Genomic DNA, 19,716 nt, shown 5'->3' with positions numbered 1-19,716 from the left:
AATGAAACCGAAAACAATATATGATGAGAGGATATGATTTTATTGAAGAAGTTTATCTTGTTTCTGTCTCTCGTGCTTATTAGTTCTATCCTGTTTGAGGGGACTTATGTGCAGTCAGCTGCTAAATCAGAAAGAGTGTTGGCATTTCCTGGCGCAGAAGGTGGCGGGAAATATACAACTGGCGGCAGAGGTTACGATGTGTATGAAGTGACCACAACCGAAGATTACGGTGAGGGAGAAGAACCAATTGAAGGATCGTTAAGAGATGCGGTCAGTGAGGATAATCGGACAATTGTTTTTCGAGTTTCTGGTACCATTCATTTAAAACAGCCCTTGAGAATTGAACAGAAAAACCTTACACTGGCTGGACAAACAGCACCTGGTGATGGAATAACGGTAGCAGGATATGGTACGAATATAAGTGGGTCTGAAAATATTATCATTCGATATTTAAGATTTCGACCTGGCAGTGAAAACCTGGAAACGGAGTTTGATGCATTTGGTGGAACAGATATTAAAGATGCCATCATTGATCATGTATCAGCAAGCTGGGGAATAGATGAAGCCTTTTCCTTTTATCGCAATTAAAATACAACCGTACAATGGAGTATTATCAGTGAAAGTCTGCTGATTTCCGGCCATTCGAAAGGTCGTCATGGGTATGGGGGAATATGGGGCGGTGAGAATGCGACATTTACTAATAATCTGATAGCAACACATATAAGCAGAGCCCCTGCTCTCGGGAATAGTGGTAATGAAATTCACCCAGTCTCACATGCTGACCTCACAAATAACGTTATTTATAATTGGGGTTTTAATTCCATGTATGGCGGAGAGAATCAGCAAAACAATATTATTAATAATTACTACAAACCTGGTCCTGCGACATACAGAAATGTAGATCAAAGAATTATAAGTCCAGGCAGGGATGGGACTCCAGGATGGTTTTATATTAATGGTAATGTCATGCATAATAATGAAGATGTAAGTAAGAACAATTGGTTAGGAGTAGAAGATGTTAAAACAGATGTGACTTTCAGTGAGACCCCATATCCTGTGCTTGGTCATGATGAGTTAACGATTAAACCAGCGGAGGAAGCTTATGAGTTGGTATTAAATCGGGCTGGTGCCACCTTGCCAAAGAGAGACGCGGTTGATGCAAGAGTTGTTAATGATGTTAGAAATGGTACAGGACGAATCATTAATAATGAATGGGAAGTTGGCGGTCATCCTGAAATGAAATCAACTGCTCCTCCTGAAGACACAGATCATGATGGTGTACCAGATGAGTGGGAAATAGAGAATGGCCTGGATCCGCATAATGAAGAAGATGGAAAGGTAATAACAGAATCAGGATATTCCAATTTAGAATTATATCTAAACTCTTTAACCGATATGAATCATGAACCAGATAATCCTGGCGTGGAATTAGTGTCACCTAAAGCGGACAGCGTGCATAAAGCAGAAAAAAATATTTCTTTCCAGGTAGCTTTAGAGAATAAGAAGAATATTAAAAAAGTAGAGTATTACCAAAATGATCAAAAAATTGGTGAAGCAACAAATGGATCTTTCCGCTTCACTTGGGAAGATGCTCCTGATGGAACGTGGTTTGTATCAGCAAAGGCGATTGATAATCAAGGCAATGCAACTCAGACGACCTCTACCGCCATTCATGTAAATGCTAAAAATAATACGGAATGGAAATCAAAAGATATTGGTCAGGTTGATGTAAAAGGAAATGTAAGCATTAGTGAGGATGTATTAACAGTGAGAGGCTCTGGAAGAATAATAGATGATCAGGATGCTTTCCAATTTGCCTATCAAAAGCTAGAAGGTGATGGTTCCTTAGTAGCCAAGGTAGATGAAATAACCAAATTTAACAATAATGCGATTTCTGGTTTAATGATAAGAGAAAAATTAACCCCTGATGCAAAAACGGCGATGATTAGTACCTCTGTCATTAAAGCAGACAAACAAGATTCTTTATATGCTGTGCATTTTTCCTATCGAGAAGTAAATGGGATTGATATTGTCGCACCTGGTAAAAATGATCGACCAGAAGAAAATGGAGTACCTGCTCTCTTAAATACAAATATTCCGTACTGGTTGAAAATTGAGCGATCTGGAGATCAATTAATCGGATATGCTTCTGAGGATGGAGAGGAATGGACGGAAGTAGGCAGAAGAGAAATAAGTATGTCAGATGAGGTTTATATTGGATTTGCTGTAGATGGGGCGAAAGAATCAAATGAATTGATCCATTATACAACAGCTGAATTTTCACAAATTAAAATGGAAGAACAATAAAAAGGAAATGGGGCTTGCATCATTCAAAACCTTTTAAGGTTGTTGATGCAAGTCTTTTTTTGAGGCAAAGAAAGTATAAAATTAATCTTTGTGATATTCGCTGACAGAAACGGGCGCTTGCCCCTTTGTTGGGGTCTTGGAAAAAGTAGTGTTTAACTCCTCTTGCTTATCAATTCATCTTAGTAAAATAAGATGAATCATTTTCCCGCACGCTGCGGTATGGATGCTTGTACCGGGGAGAGCCCGTCTCTGCATCAGTTATAACAGAACAAACCATTTCGATATAAGCTCAACAAATCCTTTATTATCAGCAATCTATAAGAATTGCATAGTAAATGGAGAAATAGTTGATTGTTAATTTCGCTGCTCTGACGGTATGATGATTCCAAAGAAAAGAAAGGGGGGAGTGTATGGAAGAGCAAGCAAAAGTACTAGCTCAAAATAAAAGCAGAAAACAATTGTTGTCAAATCGTTTAGTTAAAAATATCAGGAAACACTGGGTATTATACTTAATGATCTTGCCAGGCATTATTTATTACATTGTTTTCAAGTATATTCCGCTGCTGGGCAGTGTAATCGCATTTCAGGACTATCAAATTTTTAATGGGATAGCTGGAAGTCCCTGGGTAGGGTTGGACAATTTTATTCATCTGCTTAATTATGAGGATTTCCATGAAGTGTTAAGAAATACAGCGTTAATTGCTCTATACCAGTTAATCTTTCAATTTCCGGCACCAATCATTTTAGCATTATTATTTAATGAAGTAAGAATACTGATTTTAAAGAAGACGGTACAAAGTTTGTTCTATCTTCCGCACTTTCTATCATGGGTTGTTGTAGGTGGAATAGTGTTTGAATTATTAGCAAATCAAGGAATTGTTAATGCGATTCGGGAGATGTTTGGCTATGCACCAATTTTATTTATGCAGGAAGAAGCCTATTTCCGTACCATTGTGGTTATCTCCGGCATATGGAAAGAAGTTGGTTGGGGTACGATTATCTACTTAGCAGCAATCACTGCAATCAATCCGAGCTTGTATGAAGCAGCAGTTATAGATGGAGCAAATCGCTTCAAACAGACTATCTATATCACATTGCCACTACTGCTTCCAACAATTACTGTATTATTCTTATTAAATATTGGTAATTTCCTTGAGCTTGGTTTTGATCAGATCTTTAACTTATTAACACCAATGACCTATTCTGTTGGTGACATTATTGAAACATATGTCTACAGAGCCGGTGTACTTCAAGGTCAGTACAGTTTAACGACAGCAATTGGGCTGTTCCAGTCAGTGATCGGATTTGCTTTACTGTGGATTTTCAACCGACTAGCGAGAAAATCAGAACAGGGGTTGTGGTAAATGAAACTAAGTATTGGAGAAAAAGTTTTTCAAGCATTTAATTATATTTTGTTAATCGTATTGGCATCAACAATGATTGCACCGCTCCTGCATCTCTTAGCTGTTTCGTTCAGTTCGCCTATCGCTGCTGATACGAAAGAAGTATTCTTGATTCCAGTTGATTTTACGTTAGCGACTTGGAAACATATCCTTCAAAATGAGGTGCTGTGGAGAGCATTTGGTGTGACAGTATTTATCACTGTTGTCGGAACATTTCTCAGTATGCTTTTCACTGTTTTGACAGCGTTTCCATTATCACGGAAAGAGTTTATGTTGCGAAAGCCAATTATGTTAATTATGGTTTTAACAATGATATTTAATGCACCAATGATCCCTTTCTTTTTAACGGTAAGAGAAGTAGGTTTAATGGATTCGATTTGGTCATTAATTATCCCGGGATTAATTAGTACTTTCAACATGGTCATCGTCAGGACATTCTTTATGAATATCCCTAAAGATCTTGATGATGCAGCACGTATAGATGGTTGTAATGAATTCAGATTATTGTTCCAGATTTACTTACAGTTATCGAAGCCTGTATTAGCAACGATCGGTCTGTTTTATGCAGTTGGTTATTGGAATACATTTAAGACGGCTGTTCTGTTTTTGCGGAATCCTGATCTTTGGCCATTGCAAATGCGTTTAAGGGCATTCTTCACCTCAGAAGAAGAGATGGCGGCAGTTGATTTAATAATGGGTGATTTCGATTTTAATACAACTACTTTGAAAGCGGCTACAATTATTTTTGCAACTATTCCTATTGTTATTGTCTACCCTTATTTACAAAAGTATTTTGTTAAAGGGGCAGTACTTGGTTCATTGAAAGAATAAGCAATTAAATTGGGGAGGTTATATTGTGAAAAAGAACTATTATGTATTCATGTTAGCTGCGTTTTTGATGGCTTTGTTATTGATTAGTGGTTGTTCTTCCAATGAGGAGGCAAGTGAGACACCAGATGAATCGGGGGAAACAGGCAATTCAGAGGGTTCGGATGAAGCGGCAGTCGTTACTGTCTTCAAAAGCCATATGGGGAAAGGAACAAAACCTGACAGCAGCAGTGAACATTTGCAGTATGTAAAAGAAAAGACAGGAGTGGAGTATGAATTAATGACAACACCTCCAGGTTCTGATCCGGCCGAATATATCAACCTGATGATTGCATCAGAAGATTTTCCGGATATTTTAAGACCAATTGGTGGGGTTGAACAGACATTAATTAATCAGGGCGGTGCATTAGCATTAGATGAATTATTGCCAAAGTATGCACCAAATGCGTGGGAGAAGATTCCTGAGGAAGCATGGAATATTGTAAGAACAGCATCACCTGACGGCAAGATATATTATATTCCAAAGGTATATATGATTCCGGAGCGAGCTGCACTACTAAGAAAAGACTGGCTGGATGCAGTGGGAATGGAAATGCCGAAAACGCTGGAAGAATATAAGGAAATGTTAATTGCCTTTCGCGATCAAGACCCGAATGGAAATGGAAAACAGGATGAACTTCCGACAAGCGGGAGAGAATTCGGACGCTGGATGGATCACTTATTTGCCATGTTTGGTGTAGCGATGTGGGAAGGTTATCCAGAATGGGATATTTATAATGGTGAGATCAATTATGCCGGCACTTCTGAGAATATGAAAGCAGCTATTGCCTTTATTCGCGAGCTGTATGCAGAAGGTTTATTAGATAATGAGACCTTCTTAAACAAAGGTGATGTATGGGCAGCAAAAGTTAATAATAACCTTGTGGGCAGCTGGTATCACCTTCCAGCGAACTTGGGAGAAAAAATTACGGCACTGAGAGAAGGAAACACAGAACCTTATATTGTTGGTCTGCCGCTTCCGGAAGTGGAAGGATTTGAAGGATTTATTACCCAAAAGAGCATGGGTGAACCAGAGTGGATTATTCCAAAAGCTTCAGAAGAAAATGCTATTAATGCACTAAAACTTCTTGATTTCTTCTATAATCCTGAAAATGAGGAATTTGTAACATATGGAATCGAAGGCATGCAGCATGAGGTGGTTGATGGCGAAAAGGTATTATTACCATCATCAGATGAAAAGCCGCTTGTGCTCGGAATGGCGAATTTTACAACAGATGAAACAATGAAAGTAAGAATTGAGAACTCTTTCCCTGAAGAAGAGCAGCAAATGATTACTGATATATTTGAAGTGAGTAAGGCTGACGCAAGAAGAATTGCAGGAGACGGGATGCCTTCCACTGTTTATGAAGGATATCCGGATATTCAGTCACATAAATTATTCCAGGAATATTTAACGAAGATCGTCATTGGTGAGTGGCCGATTGAAAAATTTGATGAATTTGTTGAGACATGGAATCAATCTGGCGGTGAAGAAGTAACGAAACGTGTTCAGGAATGGTATGAAAAAGCAAAATAGAATCATTTCACTCCTTCTCTAAATATGAGAGAAGGAGTGAATACTTTTGAAATGGTATTGAACGAAAATTAATTTACCAAAGACTTCTATCATATACTATAGGTGAGTGTTCATAAAGTCGGCAAATTAGAAGCAAGAAGGTCGAGGCGGTGCAGTGAGGAGCAGCGGAACGTATGGTCTGAATACGTGAGAAGCGGACTCGCAAACCAACGAAGAGATTCGCCGCTTATTATTTGGTGACTTTCTGAACATCCTCTATAATAAGAAAAACGGATAATGATAGAAAGTAGGTGAGTTATTATGAAAGGGTTACCAATTATGTTGAGGAGGAAATTATCCAACACACAGACAAGACTGCTGTTAGTTGTAATGATTCTGGTTGTATTTATTATCATGATTGTTGGCTTTTCTTCTTATTACACGTCCCGAGAGGTTTTACGACAGGAATTAAATGAGCCACAGGTGCAAATGTTGAAAATCAACAAGAATTATATTGATGAGTATTTGATCGACGCAGATCAAATTGCAGTGAAGTTAGCGCTTGACCAGAATGTTTATCAATTTTTAACAAATAACGGGGAGAGTTCCTACCAGAATGTTAGAAATATCTATAATAAATTATCAACAATTTCTCAGAATTCTTCTGTAGTTCAAAGCATTTATATTTATCATATTAATAAAGACAGTTTTGTTGCTGTTCCACAAGGATACAGTTCAAGCAGTATGACCTTTAATGATGCAGAATGGATCAATGTTCTGGATGAATTGAAACAAACCTCCATGATTGTGAAATACCGGGACTTGCCAGAGGGTGCCAAACATAAAGGGTCAAATATAACGCTGTTTCGCAAAATCAGTATAAGAGGCGAAGCAATGGGGCTGATTGCTGTAAACTTAGACCAGCAGGAGCTTTTTTCCAAACTGAAGTCACCTGATGAAACCAAATCCAACAGTATGCAATATATTGTGGACCAGAATGATACCGTTCTCTTTCAATCAAGCAATCATGTCTTTGATCAAGGAACCGTGGAATATGTAGAGCAGAGAATAAAAACAGATAACTTAATGGATCTCAATTTCGATGATAAGATTTTATTAACAAGTCAGATAGAATCGAATTATGCTGGATGGAAATATATATCCGTTGTTTCACAAGAGAGTGTCCTCGCTAAATCGAAAACGATAAGAGATGTTGTGATTCTTGTATCGTTTATTGCACTGATATTAGGCGGTATTGCTATATTCTTTATTCACTCTATCGAATTAAGGCCGATTCGACGATTGAAAGAGCTCTTGGCTGTTGATGATAAACATGATTACCAAAGAGACTTGATTTATCTTGAGAATATTATCGATGATTTGGTAAGTGATCATGCACACTTGTCTTATCTCATCAAAAAAGTAAAATCTGAAGCAAAATCCAAATTTGTTTATGATATCTATATAGGTAAATTAGTGAATAAAAAAGAAATATCGGAAAAGTGGCAAACATATTTTACGGAATGGTCGCATCAATCGATTCAAATACTGGTGGTATCGATCGATAATTATCCAGTATGGCGCAAAAAAGTCACGGAAAATTATCATCCGGTAGTGAAATCTGGTATGGCAAATATAATTGCCGAAGTTTTATCAACACATTTTCTTGTAGAATCTGTTGATATCGGGGCAGATAAAATGGTATTTATTATTCAGCCAACAGAAGAACAGGTGAATTTAATCAACCATTTAAAGATAGCGCTTTCAAAGGTGGAGGATATTCTTAAGTTTTCCGTGTCAGTCGGGATAAATGAAGCTTGTGTCAACATTAAAGATGTTAAAGTTGCGATGAATCAGGCGGAGGAAGTATTACAATACCGGGTGTTAAAAGGTTATGGAAATGTCTTTGTTTATTCAGATGATACGATCAGCCATTCCAGGTTCCTGTTAAAAGCGGATCAGCTGATAAAGACGATTACGAAAGCAGATCCAATGCAGCAGATTGAAATTATCAATAATATGCGGGAACTTATAAGTAGAGAGGCGATCCAGCCAAAACAAGCATTTTATGTGCTGGAGAAGGTGAAAGAAGAAATATATAAGGATGATAAAAGCAATTCGTTTGTTTCAGATATCGAATTGCAGACAATGGATATTGATGATATTTCCGAATGGATGAAAAGCATCATTTCAGAGAAAATCGAGAATATAAAAAAATTAAATGAATCGAAAAAATATATTAAGTGTAAGCAAATGGTCCAATATATGACCGAACATTTAAATGAACCAATTGGCATACCGGAAATTGCAGAATCAGTTGGTGTCAGTGTCAGTTTAGCTAGTCAATGGTTTAAGGAAGAAATGGATGATACGATCTATGGATATTTTACCAGATTAAGAATGGAGCGTGCGCAGGCGTTATTATTGAAAACAGATACGAAAATAGCAGATATTGCGGTTGAGGTAGGGTACCAGCATGAGAACAGCTTTATTCGTAAGTTTCGTGAATATTATGATATGACACCAGGAAAATACCGCAGGACGAAATCAGTTCTGGCAGAAACAGATCAAAATGCAAAGGGAGGAATATAAATTGGATAGAAAACGAATTATAAAGAAGCATAATCCTAAGATTAACCAAGTGGAATCATTATCTCCATTATCGCTTGGCAACAGTAATTTTGGCTTTAGTGTTGATTTTACAGGACTGCAATCCTTTCCGCAATTGTATGAAACCCCATTAGGTACACAGTCCAATTGGGGGTGGCATTATAGTAAAGGCAAAGGGCTCTTTGGTGAGCAAGATATCGAATACCAATTATATGAGCACAATGGCCGTCATGTACCATATCCGATGAAACCTGGTAATAAAGAAGAGGCTTATCACTGGCTGAGGCAAAACCCGCACAGGATACAACTTGGCCAAGTATCATTCCAGTTCATCGATGGGAATGGTCAGCAGGTAAACACAAGTGACATTACAGAAATAAATCAAGAACAGGATTTATGGTCAGGGATCATCACAAGCACATATAAAGTAAACGGCCAGGAAGTAATGGTCAAGACAGTTTGTGATCCAAAGTCAGATACATTAGGGATCAAAATTGTCTCCCCTTTGTTGGAAGAAGGCCGGATAAAGATCATTCAATCATTTCCTTGTCCTGATGTTCATCATAACAGCTGGGCTGAGGCAACGGATTTAACTTGGGAGAATCAAGACAGACATCAAACAGAAGTAATAAACGACAATGAACAGCATGTACTCCTTAAACGCGAAATGGATGATGACTATTATTATGTGCAATGGGAGAAAGGTGACGCAGCATTTACAAGCATTGGCATCCATCAATATCAACTCACCCCTCCACAAACAAATGAATATAGCTTTACCATCACTTACAGTCCTGTCAAAGAAATAACTGTACATACATTAGAGGAGATATTCCAAACTTCCCGGCAGTTTTGGCAGGATTTTTGGCAAAGTGGTGCCTTTGTTTCCTTTGAAGGCAGCAAGGATAAACGAGCGGATGAATTAGAACGAAGAGTGATCATGTCCCAATATTTAACGAGGATTCACAGCAGTGGGGAGATTCCGCCACAGGAAACAGGGCTAATGTACAACAGCTGGTTTGGAAAAGCCCATCTGGAAATGCACTGGTGGCATGCTGCACACTTTCCTTTATGGGGGAGAGCAGAACTCTTAAATAGAGGTTTGCAATGGTATAACGACATATTGCCTCTTGCAAAAGATCTTGCCAAAAGCCAAGGGTATGAGGGAGTGCGATGGCCCAAAATGGTCGGTGTTGACGGGAAACAAAGTCCATCACCAGTTGCGCCAGGTTTGATCTGGCAACAGCCGCATCCGATCATGCTGGCAGAATTACTATACCGTGATAATGAATCTTTAGCAGTGCTGGAGCAATATAAAGAAATTGTCTTTGAATCAGCAGATTTCATGGCAGATCTGGTTGTATGGGAAGAGGAGAGTAAAGCCTTTGTTCTGGCACCTCCATTAATACCAGCACAAGAATGTCACCGGATGGAAGACTCAAAGAACCCGCCATATGAAATAGAGTACTGGAAATATGGGTTAGATACTGCAGTAAAGTGGGCAGAGAGATTAGAAGTCGAACCAGACAAGAATTGGATCGATGTTGCTAATTCCTTAAAGAGACCACGAGTGGCGGATAATGTTTATTTAGCTCATGAGAACTGTGAGGATACTTTTACGGAAAAGAACCATGATCATCCTTCAATGGTTGCGGCGTTCGGTATTTTATCTGGTTCATTAATTGATAAAGAAATCATGAGAAATACGTTGCAAAAAGTTAAGGATGACTGGCAATGGGATACAGCGTGGGGATGGGATTTTCCGATGTGTGCGATGACAGCAGCCCGACTGGGAGAAACAGAGCAGGCCGTTGACTTTTTATTAATGGATCGAGTCAAAAATACGTACCTGCCAAATGGTCATAACTATCAACGGAAAGGATTAACCGCATATTTACCAGGCAATGGCGGGTTGTTAATTGCCATTGCGATGATGATTGCAGGCTGGGATGGAAGCGGTTCTGAAAAATACCCTGGTTTTCCGAAAGATAATTGGGTCATTGATGCGGAAGGATTTCAACAATATATCTAAATTTCCTAAAAGGGATGGGTAGCAATGTTTGATAATACATCAGATCGAAATAAGCTGGTCTTGCAATATCCAGCCTCATGGTGGAGAAATATGTGGCGGGAAGCACTGCCGGCAGGCAATGGGGAAATCGGTGCAGCGGTTTATGGAGCCATTAAAAAGGAGACGATTTTACTCAATCATTCCGGGTTATGGCATATGGGTGTAAAAGGAGAACTGCCAGATGTCAGCCATACATTGAAGGAAACCAGGGAGCTGATGGATCAGGGAAAATTCAATGAAGCGAATTGGCGTTTAACGAATGAAGTAAAAGCGCGTGGTTATTTTTCTAAGTTAGCAAGTCCCCTGCCGCTTGGGGATCTGCAAGTAGACATGTCGTGTGAAGCTGGATTTAGTGATTATTCTCGGGGAATTAATATGGAAACAGGAGAAGTGAATGTGACATGGAATGAAGGCGAGAAACGTTTTAACAGAAGTTTATTTGTTTCACACGCTGATAATCTCATTGTCTATAAGATGGAAGCAAATAGGATAAGTTCAATCAATGCTAAGTTAGGATTTCGTCTCCATCCAACAGATATGCCAAGACTTCAGGATAGATATGATGAATTAAGAAGTACAGTTGTGACTAAAGCAGAGGGTTCCTATCTTTTCTATAAAGCTACCAATGAAGATGGAGAGGATTTTGGTGCGGTTTGCAAAATTTACATGGAAGGCGGCCAGCTTGAAACAGAACAAGAAGAAATAAGTTGTTACAATGCTGACAGATTGATAGTACTTGTGAAAGTTTTTGCTAAGGGAGACAGTGAACAGCAATGGTCTCAGCTAAAGAGTGAATTGGACGAAATGAGCGGCAATTATGAAAAAATGCTAAATAAGCATTTGCAAATCTATCAGCCACTATATTTTTCTTCTAAATTACAGCTGACAAATGATAAGGCAGAATATTCAAATGAGGAATTGCTGTTACAAGCATATAAAGGAAAAGCACCAACAAGGCTTATTGAAAAATTATGGTCCTATGGCCGGTATTTATTTATCTCTGGAACAAAAGCTGGTGCACAGCCTTTCGCAATGTATGGACTATGGCATGGAGATTATCAATTAATGTGGAGTCACCGGATGGCAAATGAAAATATTCAAATGATGTATTGGCATGCCTCTGTTGGCGGATTATCAGAATTCAATCATACATTAATCGATTACTATCTCAGCTTAATGGATGATTTCCGCGATAATGCGAGGAAGCTGTATGGCTGCGGTGGTATTTATATCCCTGCAGGGTCGACACCCGGTATTGGAAAACCGAATCAGTTAGTACCAGTCATAATGAATTGGACTTCTGCTGCCGGCTGGTTGGCACAACATTTTTATGCACATTACCAGTTTAGTGGAAATGAGAAGTTTCTAAAGGAAAAAGCATTGCCGTTTATGAAAGAAGCGGCGATGTTTTATGAGGATTTTTTAGTTACTGGAGACGATGGATTATACCAGTATTATCCTTCTGTTTCGCCAGAAAATACTCCAGGTAATTATATGCCTGTCAGCAACGAGCCAATTCCTCATCCAATGCCAACAGCCATCAATGCTGCGATGGATTTTGCCGTATTAAAAGAGTTGCTGGTCAATTTAATCGAAGGCAGTTCGCGTGTTTCAATGTATAAGGAAGAAATCTTGGATTGGCAAGACATGCTGGCGAAAATTCCTGACTACGAGATGAATCAGGATGGATCTATTAAGGAATGGATGAATGATCAGTTTGAGGATAATAATGAGCATCGGCATCTTTCCCATATTTATCCGCTTTTCCCTGGGAAGGAAATTATAAGAGAAGAGAATGAAGCATTGTTCAATGGTTTTCAAAAAGCTGTACAGAAAAGAAAACTTGGTGCACAAACAAGCTGGTCCTTTGCTCATATGGCCAGTATTTATGCAAGATTAGCAGACAGCAATCGTTCGCTTCAATGCCTGGATCATTTGTCGCGCTCCTGTTTATTGAACAACTTATATACCGTTCATAATGATTGGAGAAATATGGGCTTATCAATGGAGATTGAATATGCACCTGTTCAAATGGATGCTAATTTAGGAATTGTCAATGCGGTACAGGAAATGCTGCTGTATGTCTCTTCAGATATGATTAGATTTCTGCCTGCATTACCAGATGAATGGACGGAAGGAAATGTTGATGATTTTTACTTCTGTACAGGAAAGGTAAGCTTTGATTGGAATCTGACAGAGCGGAGATTTTTTGCCGAGATTATCTCAACAAGGAAAACAGAAATTACCATTTGCTTGCCGAATTATTTAACAGATTATGCCTGGAAGGGTAACGGGGAAGTAACAGAATCTGATTATGGAAAAAGGTACAGGCAAATTACGATGAAACCAGATCAGACATTAAAAATATTCTCTAAAGAATAGAAAGGGGATAAATATGCAGAATTCAGGGGTGCTTGGCGGCTTCTATGTTTTGGCAGATTGGATATATCGGTTTTGTATCGGAAATTTAATCTGGCTTGTGTTTAACATACCAATCGTTTTTCTTCTGTTAAATTTATTGCTGGCGGAAACGATGGGAGTTATTTTTGTGTTAACGGGGATGATTTTATTGCTTTCCCCATTTATTTTTTATCCTGCTACTGTCGCGCTCTTTTCGATTGTAGACAAATTCATCAAAAAAGAAGATGTGAGAGTGATACATGATTTTTGTATTTCATATAAGAAAAACTATCGAAGAAGTATGAAAATAGGCGCAGTATTTGCTGCCTTCTGGGCAGTACTGCTGATTGACTTCTTTTACTTAGTACAGGTTGGAAATACAGCTTTCGTCTACTTTTTTATTGTCATTGGGTTCTTTGCATTTATTTACAATTTACTGGTCTGTTCCAGTGTTAACTATTTTGATCTGCCCATTAAGAAATTATTTAGAAATGTTGCTATATTAATGTTTGGTCACCCAATCCTGTCTATGTCTCTTGGCTTAATCAGTGTCGTTTTTCTGTATGGATTAACGCAATGGGCAACAATTCTGCTCCCCTTTTTAACTGGATCTGTTATCGCGTTTTTGTCATTGCTTGTTTTTATTAAAATATATTTAGTGGAAAAACAGAAGCACTGATCCTGTTAATGATCAGTGCTCTCTAATGCTTTCTTCTTTTTTAACAGTGACTGAAATTCTTGCTCAAGTGCGTCTGTTGGTTCGATACTAAGTCTGCTTAACACATCGGTTAATTTTGTTTCAATAATTAGTTTTTGTTCTGCCAGTTCATCTGTGCTCTGTTTTTGATCTCTATTAAGATATTGCTTGTAGCTGCCATTGAAATACGTGAGTTTCTGTTCCTCGATTGAAATGATCTGTGTCGCTACCTTTTCGACAAATCTTCTATCATGAGAAACAAAGATAATGGTCCCTTCATACTCAATAAGCAATTTTTCTAATGCCTCCATTGCCTCCAAGTCCAGGAAATTGGTTGGTTCGTCGAGTACGAGCGTGTTACTGTCACTTAAAAACAGTTTGGCTAAAGCGACTTTTACTCTCTCCCCGCCGCTTAACACACCGACTTTTTTATATACATCATCACGGTAAAAATGAAGTCTTGCCAAAACGGTTCGTACTAACGTTTCATCATGTTTCGAGCTTTCCTTTACATTTTCAATGATGGATTTATCCGAATCAAGCAGTGATAGATCTTGCTTAAAATAAGCGATTTGGCATGCAGAAGAAATAGTAACACCATGTTCTTCCGCCATCAGTTTACGGATTAACGTTGTCTTGCCAGATCCGTTTTCTCCGATTATTGCTGCTTTATCGCCACCTTTGATAAGGAAGCTCGCATCATTCCACAGCTTTTTACCTCCGACTTTTCCATTCAGATGCCGGACCTGGATTAAATTACGTCCTTGGACTTTTGCTTGATGGGGAATGTCCATTTCAATAGATTTTTCTTGAAAAGGTTTATCCACTTTTTCAAGCTTTTCCAATCTTGATTCCATCGCTTTTGCTGTTTGCTGCAGTTTCTTCTGTTTCTTGGCAAAGTAAGGTTTGGCGCCAGTGATTTTGGCTTCCGACCGGCTTGTTTGTTTCGGTTTTTTCGTTGCGCGATTTGCTTTTTGTTCTTTTAATACAAGGGCACGCTCTAACTGTTGCTTTTTTGTCTGGTATTTCTCATATGCCTGTTCCTGCTGCTGTGCGGCTTGTTCCTTCTGCACCTGATATGCCTGATAATTCCCTGAGTATACCCGGATGGTTCCATCAGCAACTTCCCATATTGTTGTACAAACTGCATCAAGAAAGGCGCGATCATGTGAAATGACGATAAACGCACCTTGCCAGCGATTGATCATCTGTTCCACCCATGTGATATGTTTTGTATCAAGGTGTGTTGTCGGTTCATCAGCTAATAATAGGCCGCTTTGGTTTGCGAATGCCTTTTGGATATAATCCTGTGTAATTTCCCCACCGCTCTTATAACTGTCTTTCTCTTTTAATTGTGGAAGTAATTCAACTGTCGTATGACAAGTAATTTCGCCATTCTCCGGTTTTAGCATCCCGGCGAGTGTGTGTAACAATGTCGTTTTGCCTGTTCCATTCTTTCCAACTAATCCAATCCGATCCCCTTCGTGAACTTCCAATGTATCTATCTCCATTAGTTGCCGGGCCTGAACAGAAATAGTAAGCTGACTCGCTTGTAATAGCATGCTGGACCGCTCCTTTTTGTTAGGAGACAAATAAAAAAGTCCCCATATTCTGATCCAGAATAGGAGACATACTGATTAAAGGGTACACCAATAGAGTTAAATATACCTCTATTGACCTTATACCTTAGCAAATCTGTATAATCCTATTCTGAATATTTACCATAAAGACAGACTGATCCCTTTGTTATTAGGAACAGCTTTTTTTATGAAAATATTACTGAGAAATAGGATTATAACTTCATTGGCCTAAGGTTCACCCTTTCGTTTTTGTTAGTATCAGTGTATGTGAATTAGTAAATAAAGTCAAAGTATTATTTCTAACAGGTCAAAATATTTATTGAACTTCCGCTTATTCAAGCGTAAAATTATTTTATTAAGTATTACTTCAGGGAGGTTAACTATGAAAAGATACTTCCGTTCCTTAAGTATTCGCAATAAAATGTTCCTCACTTTTGCAACCGCTTACCTTCCCTGAGGGATATATAGTCAATAACAGGAGGGAATGAAATGAACATGGCATATTGGATCTGGTATCCTGGTGACTGGGAAGTGTGGCTGCATGAAAAGATTTCTGTACAAAGAGAAATGAGGGGTGCCATATATCCGCCATTTTGGAGGCTTGATCGGCATTACAGTTCCGTGATTTATAAATACAAATATGTAATTGATCAGCCTGAAATGATCGATATAGTCGCTGATGGTACCTTTGCTGCTTTTCTTGATGGGAGAGATAATTACAGAACAAATCAGGGGCAATTGCGTCTTCCGGCAGGAGAACATGAATTAACGATTACGGTCTATAACAGAGTAAATGTGCCAGCAATATATGTAAGTGGAGAAACTGTTTTTTCAAACGACCAATGGCAGGTCTCGTGTTATGACCAAAATTGGCACACTGTCGGCAATTGGAAAAAGGAATTCAATACGTCTGAGAAGATGCCGTCATTGTTCCGTCTGCCAAGAAAGCTAGAAGAACCGATTACGGTGGACAGGCGAAGTGACAGTATATTTATCGATTTTGGCAAGGAGATGTTTGGTTATTTACAGCTCGAGAAAGTGAAAGGAGAAGGCGAGCTGACCATTTATTATGGTGAATCTGTGGAAGAGGCAGAAGACAAGGAAAACTGTATACTGGTTGATAAGATTGCCTTTTCAGACGATGAGGAAAGTATGATGCTGGAAAAATCAAGGGCGTTTCGCTATGTGCAAATTGTACCAAGTGAAAAAATAATAGAGATTGGGAATGTCCATTTGCAGTATGAATATTTACCAGTAGAAAACCGAAGTTATTTTCAAAGCTCAGACTCTTTATTAAATCAAATCTGGGAAACTTCTCTTTACACACTGCATTTAAACACAAGAGAGTTTTTCTATGATGGAATCAAGAGAGATAGATGGGTGTGGTCTGGAGATGCGTATCAATCATTTTTAATGGATTATTACAGCTTCTTTGATTGTGATGTTGTCAAACGGACATTGACTGCTCTAAGAGGAAAAGACCCTGTTGTCATGCATATCAATACAATCTTGGATTATAGCCTATACTGGTTTATTGGAATCTATGATTATTATATGTACAGTGGTGATCTTGAATTTGTTAAGAGCCAATATGATCGAATGATCTCATTAATGGATTTCTGTTTAGCTAGAAGAAATGAGAATAGCATGATGGAAGGCATCGAAAATGACTGGGTGTTTGTTGACTGGGCTGATATTGATAATAGAGGGGAAGTCAGTACGATCCAGATTTTGTTATGCCGGAGCCTTCAAACAATGGCACTGGTAGCAGAGCTTTTGGAAGATGAGGAGCGAAAAATCTTCTATGAAAATGAAGCGGAAATGTTAAAAGATAAAATAATGGAAACATTTTGGGATGAGGAGAAAGGCGGGCTAATTCATCATCGGGTGAATAATCAGCGGAATGAGAAGATAACAAAGTACCCAAACATTTTTGCTCTTTCGTTTGGTTATTTCACAGACCTGCAAAAGGAAAAGGTGAAGCAGCAAGTGATGTTAAACCCACAAGTTCAGGCGATTAAAACACCATATATGCGCTTTTTCGAGCTTGCGGCATTATGTGAAGTGGGAGAACATTCTTTTGTATTAGATGAAATATCAGCATATTGGGGCGGCATGTTGAAATTAGGTGCTACTACTTTTTGGGAAGAATACGATCCACAGCTATCAGGAAAAGACCACTTGAAAATGTATGATATGCCATATGGAAAAAGTCTCTGTCATGCATGGGGCGCAAGTCCAATTTATCTTATCGGAAAATACTTCCTGGGAGTCCGTCCATTAAGTCCAGGATATCATACATTTGCTGTTGAACCTCATCTGGGTGGATTGAAATGGTTTAAAGGTACAATACCAATTGGTCAGGGAGAAGTTGAGATTCATATGAATCATGAGCAGATAAAAGTACGGACAACATCTGGAGCGGGTATATTAAAATATGAAAAAGATGGCAAACCTTTCGAAGTGACCATACCAAATGACAGCACATGGCTTCACGTAAACTTAGTTTAGCTTTTAACTCTTGTCATTTTATTTTATCGCTGATCTGTCTGTAATACCCCCGCTTAAAAATTCGGAAAACAGTAAGAAAGTAAGTGGGGGATAAACAGAATTATGCACCATGATAAGTTTCGCTAATGATCAGTGTTTCATAATCATATCCTCTTATAGATTATGAACCTTTTTCAAAACTTAACAACAAACCGACAATGGTTATTTCCTTCTGTTTTACATTGGGCTCTTTCTACTTCCTCAGTTCCGAGTAAGTTCTTGAACATATTCGTCTCACATTGGCAGGCGATATGGAATTCGCTTGCAACCGCAAAAATAGGGCAGTTATATTCCATTATTTCAAACTGATTATCATCGATATGGTTGAATTCTGCCATATATCCTTTTTCATTTTGTATTTTTACCATTTCCTCTACCTTTCCTTGGTCAGTAAGCTGTGTAAGACGCTCAGAATAATTTGTTATTTGGCGTGCTTCTCTTCGCTTGAAGAGCTGGGAAATGGAATCTTCTCCATGTAATTCCTGAATATCTTTTAAGAAATCAACACTGATTGATTCATAATTATTAGGGAAAAGCCGCTTTCCTTTTGTTGTTAAAAAGTATTTTTGAACAGGTCTTCCAACAGGCAGCTTCATCAGCTGAGTGGAAATAAGACCATCTTTTTCTAATGCATTTAAATGTTTTCTTATTGCCATATGTGTAATTTCTAAATAATCGCTTAGTTCATTAACCGAAAGAGACATATCTTTTTTTAGCTTTTCTAATATTCTATCTTTTGTTGTTTTCTCTAATTGTTTCACGGGAGCCCCTCCTAAGCTATCTTTTCCTGAGTTTTCTCCATTCTATACTATAGCAGTCGTTCCATAGAAATGAAATGAAAATTCACTCAAGCAGATTAGTTGATATATACATAATTTTGGTATATCTTTATATTATACTTTTTATACTAAAAAGTATAATAATTAATTTATGGAGGTTTTACATATGGGGAAATTCACTTTACCTGCACTAAATTATGCGACAGACGCACTGGAGCCGCACATTGATCAGAAAACAATGGAAATTCATCATGGGAAACACCATCAAACATATGTTGACAAACTAAATGCTGCACTAGAAGGTCACGAAGCATTAGCTGAAAAAAGTCTTGAAGAGATTTTGGCTGACCTAAATAATGTACCAGAAAACATTCGAACAGCTGTAAGAAATAATGGTGGGGGACACTTTAACCATACGTTATTCTGGGAAGTTATTGCACCAGGATCAAATGCAGATAAGCCAGAAGGTGATCTGGCTAAAGCCATTGATGAACAACTTGGAGGTTTTGATTCATTCAAAGAATCATTCTCTAATGCTGCAGCAAACCGCTTTGGTTCTGGATGGGCATGGCTTGTAGTGAATGCAGATGGTAAATTAGAAGTTACAAGCACACCAAATCAGGATAATCCGATTTCAGAAGGAAAAACAGCGATTCTTGGGATCGACGTTTGGGAACATGCTTATTACTTAAATTATCAAAACCGTCGTCCAGATTATATTGCCAGCTTTTATAATGTAATTAATTGGGATGTTGTTGCAGAGAAGTATCAAGCAGCATTAAATAAATAGTAGAATTTAGAATGGAAAGGTAGTTTAGCTGTCTTTCCGTTCTTTGTTTATTCGGAAAGGTGATTAGAATGGCGTTTGTTATTACAGCTCCATGTGAAGCGGAGAAAGCTGGGGAATGTGTTACGGTTTGCCCGGTAGATTGCATT

The 19,716-nt window shown here is 38.4% G+C and carries 13 protein-coding genes and 1 pseudogene; 12 read left to right on the top strand and 2 right to left on the bottom strand.

Annotated elements, in window-relative coordinates; genetic code table 11:
- Window positions 1–42 precede the first annotated feature (42 nt).
- From F9U64_RS22905 to F9U64_RS07525, 9 genes are all read left to right on the top strand, one after another.
- Window positions 43–588, top strand: a complete 546-nt coding sequence (locus F9U64_RS22905; protein ID WP_228275619.1) for a hypothetical protein — start codon at window positions 43–45, stop codon at window positions 586–588.
- Between the two features lie 234 nt (window positions 589–822).
- Window positions 823–2,307, top strand: a complete 1,485-nt coding sequence (locus tag F9U64_RS07560; RefSeq protein WP_228275618.1) for an Ig-like domain-containing protein — start codon at window positions 823–825, stop codon at window positions 2,305–2,307.
- 410 nt (window positions 2,308–2,717) lie between these two features.
- Window positions 2,718–3,671 carry an ABC transporter permease gene (locus F9U64_RS07555; protein ID WP_153402403.1) on the top strand — a complete coding sequence of 318 codons (954 nt, stop codon included), beginning with the start codon at window positions 2,718–2,720 and terminating at the stop codon, window positions 3,669–3,671.
- On the top strand, window positions 3,672–4,541 hold the full coding sequence (locus F9U64_RS07550; RefSeq protein WP_153402402.1) for a carbohydrate ABC transporter permease: 870 nt from the start codon (window positions 3,672–3,674) through the stop codon (window positions 4,539–4,541). It abuts the gene before it with no gap.
- A gap of 49 nt (window positions 4,542–4,590) precedes the next feature.
- Window positions 4,591–6,114, top strand: a complete 1,524-nt coding sequence (locus F9U64_RS07545) for an extracellular solute-binding protein (RefSeq protein ID WP_153402528.1) — start codon at window positions 4,591–4,593, stop codon at window positions 6,112–6,114.
- Between the two features lie 300 nt (window positions 6,115–6,414).
- Window positions 6,415–8,685, top strand: a complete 2,271-nt coding sequence (locus tag F9U64_RS07540; RefSeq protein WP_153402401.1) for an AraC family transcriptional regulator — start codon at window positions 6,415–6,417, stop codon at window positions 8,683–8,685.
- A gap of 1 nt (window position 8,686) precedes the next feature.
- Window positions 8,687–10,735 carry a glycoside hydrolase family 65 gene (locus F9U64_RS07535; protein ID WP_194287306.1) on the top strand — a complete coding sequence of 683 codons (2,049 nt, stop codon included), beginning with the start codon at window positions 8,687–8,689 and terminating at the stop codon, window positions 10,733–10,735.
- Between the two features lie 24 nt (window positions 10,736–10,759).
- Window positions 10,760–13,156 carry a glycosyl hydrolase family 95 catalytic domain-containing protein gene (locus tag F9U64_RS07530; protein ID WP_153402399.1) on the top strand — a complete coding sequence of 799 codons (2,397 nt, stop codon included), beginning with the start codon at window positions 10,760–10,762 and terminating at the stop codon, window positions 13,154–13,156.
- Window positions 13,157–13,169: 13 nt separating this feature from the next.
- Window positions 13,170–13,853 (top strand): YesL family protein, encoded by a 684-nt coding sequence (locus F9U64_RS07525; protein WP_153402398.1) that lies wholly within the window; start codon window positions 13,170–13,172, stop codon window positions 13,851–13,853.
- A gap of 5 nt (window positions 13,854–13,858) precedes the next feature.
- On the opposite strand, the gene F9U64_RS07520 is transcribed toward F9U64_RS07525, so the two are convergent.
- Window positions 13,859–15,433 carry a Vga family ABC-F type ribosomal protection protein gene (locus F9U64_RS07520; protein ID WP_153402397.1) on the bottom strand — a complete coding sequence of 525 codons (1,575 nt, stop codon included), beginning with the start codon at window positions 15,431–15,433 and terminating at the stop codon, window positions 13,859–13,861.
- 507 nt (window positions 15,434–15,940) lie between these two features.
- On the opposite strand from F9U64_RS07520, the gene F9U64_RS07515 reads away from it, so the two are divergent.
- A complete protein-coding gene (locus tag F9U64_RS07515) occupies window positions 15,941–17,962 on the top strand; it encodes an alpha-L-rhamnosidase-related protein (RefSeq protein ID WP_153402396.1) in 2,022 nt (673 codons plus the stop codon).
- A gap of 173 nt (window positions 17,963–18,135) precedes the next feature.
- On the opposite strand, the gene F9U64_RS07510 is transcribed toward F9U64_RS07515, so the two are convergent.
- Window positions 18,136–18,762 (bottom strand): helix-turn-helix transcriptional regulator, encoded by a 627-nt coding sequence (locus F9U64_RS07510; RefSeq protein WP_153402395.1) that lies wholly within the window; start codon window positions 18,760–18,762, stop codon window positions 18,136–18,138.
- A 184-nt stretch (window positions 18,763–18,946) separates the two neighbouring features.
- Between F9U64_RS07510 and F9U64_RS07505 the strand changes: the two genes are divergently transcribed.
- Both F9U64_RS07505 and F9U64_RS22900 read left to right on the top strand, forming a co-directional pair.
- On the top strand, window positions 18,947–19,570 hold the full coding sequence (locus F9U64_RS07505) for a superoxide dismutase (protein WP_153402394.1): 624 nt from the start codon (window positions 18,947–18,949) through the stop codon (window positions 19,568–19,570).
- Window positions 19,571–19,638: 68 nt separating this feature from the next.
- Window positions 19,639–19,716, top strand: a pseudogene (locus tag F9U64_RS22900) (4Fe-4S ferredoxin); the annotation flags it as partial.

This window comes from Gracilibacillus oryzae, from assembly GCF_009498735.1.
In the GTDB taxonomy this organism is placed as follows: Bacteria; Bacillota; Bacilli; order Bacillales; family Amphibacillaceae; genus Gracilibacillus; species Gracilibacillus oryzae.
This window is presented reverse-complemented; position numbering and strand designations above follow the sequence as displayed.